Source organism: Falsiroseomonas oryziterrae (genome assembly GCF_021864505.1).
Taxonomy (GTDB): domain Bacteria; phylum Pseudomonadota; class Alphaproteobacteria; order Acetobacterales; family Acetobacteraceae; genus Falsiroseomonas; species Falsiroseomonas oryziterrae.
Window position 1 is genome coordinate 1 of the sequence record NZ_JAKJIB010000419.1, and the last position, 2,979, is coordinate 2,979.

At 70.9% G+C, this 2,979-nt stretch carries 3 protein-coding genes; all 3 read right to left on the bottom strand.

The genetic code is table 11. The features are described 5' to 3' along the window. Positions 1-555: vWA domain-containing protein (locus L2I40_RS21275; RefSeq protein WP_237217203.1), on the bottom strand; the 555-nt coding region annotated here is incomplete at its 3' end. Between the two features lie 32 nt (positions 556-587). Then, positions 588-1,262, bottom strand: a complete 675-nt coding sequence (gene yihA, locus L2I40_RS21280; RefSeq protein WP_237217204.1) for a ribosome biogenesis GTP-binding protein YihA/YsxC — start codon at positions 1,260-1,262, stop codon at positions 588-590. Positions 1,263-1,336: 74 nt separating this feature from the next. Further along, positions 1,337-2,979, bottom strand: a 1,643-nt coding sequence (gene yidC, locus L2I40_RS21285; protein WP_237217205.1) for a membrane protein insertase YidC, incomplete at its 5' end; no start/stop codon positions are given.

A 2,979-nucleotide genomic window follows, 5' to 3' on the forward strand; every position in this document is an offset into this window, starting at 1 on the left:
GGCGGAGGCGGCGGGGACGAAGCGGCCACCGGTGGCCTCCGCGATGCAGCGCAGCTGCGCCTGGTCGCGCGCCTCCGCGACGTCGAAGCCGATGACGTGGACGAGCAGCGCGGGGGTCTGCGCCTTCAGCGCGCGCACCGCGGCGCAGGCGTCGGGCACGCAGGTCTCGATGCCGTCCGAGACCAGGATGACGCGCGGCGCGACGCGCGCGGCGGCGGCGATGCTGTCGGCGATCGGGGTGCGGCCGCGCGGGGTGACATTGGCGGCGCGGGCGAAGGCGGCGGGATCCACGGGCCCGGGCGGCACCAGCAGCTCGATATCGGCGCAGTCGCCGGCGCGGCGATGGCCATAGGCCATGAGCCCCATGCGGCTGCCCGCCGGCAGCGCGCGCGCCAGCGCGCCGACCGCGTCGCGCGCGACGACGATCTTCGGGCGGCCGTCGACGCGGCCCCACATCGAGTTCGAGGCGTCGAGGACAAGCAGGCTGTCCTGCGCGCGCGCCGCCGGCGCAACCGCGGTCAGGGCGAGGGCCAGGGCGAAAAGGGCAATCCGCATGCCGGCATGGGACACCATGCCGGGGGGACTCTTCAACCGGCGAGCGCGGCGAGTTCGGCGCGGAGCTCCGGGATCCCCTGCCCCGTCTCGCTGCTGGTGACGAGCACGAGCGGATGGGCGGCGGTGTTGCGGCGGGCCAGCGCCTCCACCTCCGCGACGCGGGCGGCGAGCTGGGCCGGCTTCACGGCATCCGCCTTGGTCAGCACGAACTGGTAGGCGACGGCGGCCTCGCCGAGCAGCTGCATCGCGGCGCGGTCGGCGGCCTTGGTCTCGACCCGGCTGTCCATCAGCAGCAGAACGCGGCGCAGCGAGGGGCGGCCGCGCAGGAAGTCGAACATCAGCCCCTGCCAGTCGGCCTTCACCTGCTTCGACGCCTGCGCGTAGCCATAGCCCGGCATGTCGACGAGCGTCATGCGCCCGTCGGCGAGATCGAAGAAATTGAGCTGGCGCGTGCGGCCGGGCGTGTGGCTGACGCGGGCGAGCGCGTTCTGCCCGGTCAGCGCGTTCATCAGCGACGACTTGCCGACATTCGAGCGGCCGCAGAGCGCGACCTCGGGCACGTCGGTGGCAGGCGGCAGCTGGTCGATGCGTTGGGCGGCGAAGAAGAAGCGGCAGGGGCGCGCGAAGAGCAGGCGCCCCGCCTCGATCAGCGCGGCGCGCTCCGCTTCGTCCTTGGCCTCCAGCAGGCTGGCGGGCAGGTTCGGCATGGTATCGGGCCTCCGATTCCCGCCCTCGGGTGCTCGCGGCGTGCGGCCGCTGCGCCCGGCGGCGACCGGATGCCTCAGCTTTTCTTCGCCTTCTCCGCCTTCACCGGCGCGACCCAGGTCCCGGCCGCCTTCTGGCGCTGCATGTCGAGGCGCAGGATGTACCACTGCTGGCCGATGGAGAGCAGGTTGTTCCAGGTCCAGTAGATCACCAGGCCCGCCGGGAAGGAGGCGAGCATGAAGGTGAAGATCAGCGGCATCCAGGCGAAGATCTTCTGCTGGATGGGATCGGGCGGCGCCGGGTTCAGCTTGAACTGCAGGTACATCGTGATGCCCATCAGGATCGCCCAGACAGGCATGTGGAACAGCGCCGACCACTGCATCGGGTCGAAGGGCAGCAGGCCGAACAGGTTGAACAGGTTCGTCGGGTCCGGCGCCGAAAGGTCGTGGATCCAGCCGAAGAAGGGCGCGTGGCGCATCTCGATGGTGACGAAGAGCACCTTGTAGAGCGCGAAGAAGACCGGGATCTGGATCAGGATGGGCAGGCAGCCGGAGGCCGGGTTGATCTTCTCGCTCCGGTACAGCGCCATCATCTCGGCCTGCGCCTTGGTCGGGTCGTCCTTGTAGCGCTCGCGGATCTCCGTCATCTTCGGCGCGAGGATCTTCATCCGCGCCATCGACTTGTAGGCCTTGTTGGCGAGCGGGAAGAACAGGATCTTCAGCAGCAGCGTGAAGACCAGGATGGCCACGCCGAAGTTGCCGAAGGTCACGCCGAGGAAGTGGAGGATGTGGAAGAACGGCTTGGTCAGGAAGTAGAACCAGCCGAAATCCACCGCCTTGTCGAAGTCCACGATCCCATAGCGGTTCATGTAGGCATCGAGGAGGTTGACCTCCTTGGCGCCGGCGAAGAGCCGCGTGCCGAGCGTGCTCTCGGCGCCCGCCGCGACGGTGATCGCAGCCGGCGGGGCGATGTCGATCTGCCAGCGGTCGCCGCCATCGGCCACGTGGCGATAGGCGGTGCGGATGCGGGTGGACTGGTCCTCCGGCGTCAGCGCGGTCAGCCAGTACTTGTCGGTGAAGCCGGACCAGCCGCCCGTGCTCTCCTGCTCGAAGGCGGGGCCGCGGCGGCGCTGCGCCTCTTCCCGCGCATCGGAATAGGTCCATTCGTGCAGGCGGCCGTCGAGCACCCCGACGAAGCCCTCGTGCAGGATGAAGAAGCCGGCGACCTGCGGCGTCGCCTCGCGCCGGATGCGCGCCCAGGGCAGCACCTGCACCGGCTCGGCGCCGCGGTTCACGACCGACTGGCGGGCCAGCAGCATGTAGTTGTCGTCGAGCTCGAGCCGGATGCGGAATTCCTGGCCCTGGCCGTTGTCCCAGCGCAGCGTCAGCGGATTGCCGGGCGCGAGGCGGCCGCCCTCGGCCGTCCAGTCGCTGTCGATGTCGGGCACGCGCGTGCGGCCATCCGCCGCCGTCCAGCCCCATTGCGCGAAGTAGGGGTGGCTGTCCGTGCGCGGCGCGAGGAGGCGCACCGGCGTGGTGCGCGCGATGGTCTCGAAATGGTCGCGCAGGACGAGGTCGTCGATGCGCGCGCCGCGCAGGTTGATCGTGCCGGAGACGCGCGGGTTCTCGATCGGCAGGCGCTGCTCGGCCGCGCGCTGCGGCGTCGCGGGCGCGGGCGATGCGGTGACGGCGGTCGCCCCGCCCGGCGCGGCCGGCACCG

Bases quoted from the DNA above. Each gene is read 5' to 3' on its own strand.
- yihA (WP_237217204.1), bottom strand. From the start codon at position 1,262: ATGCCGAACCTGCCCGCCAGCCTGCTGGAGGCCAAGGACGAAGCGGAG.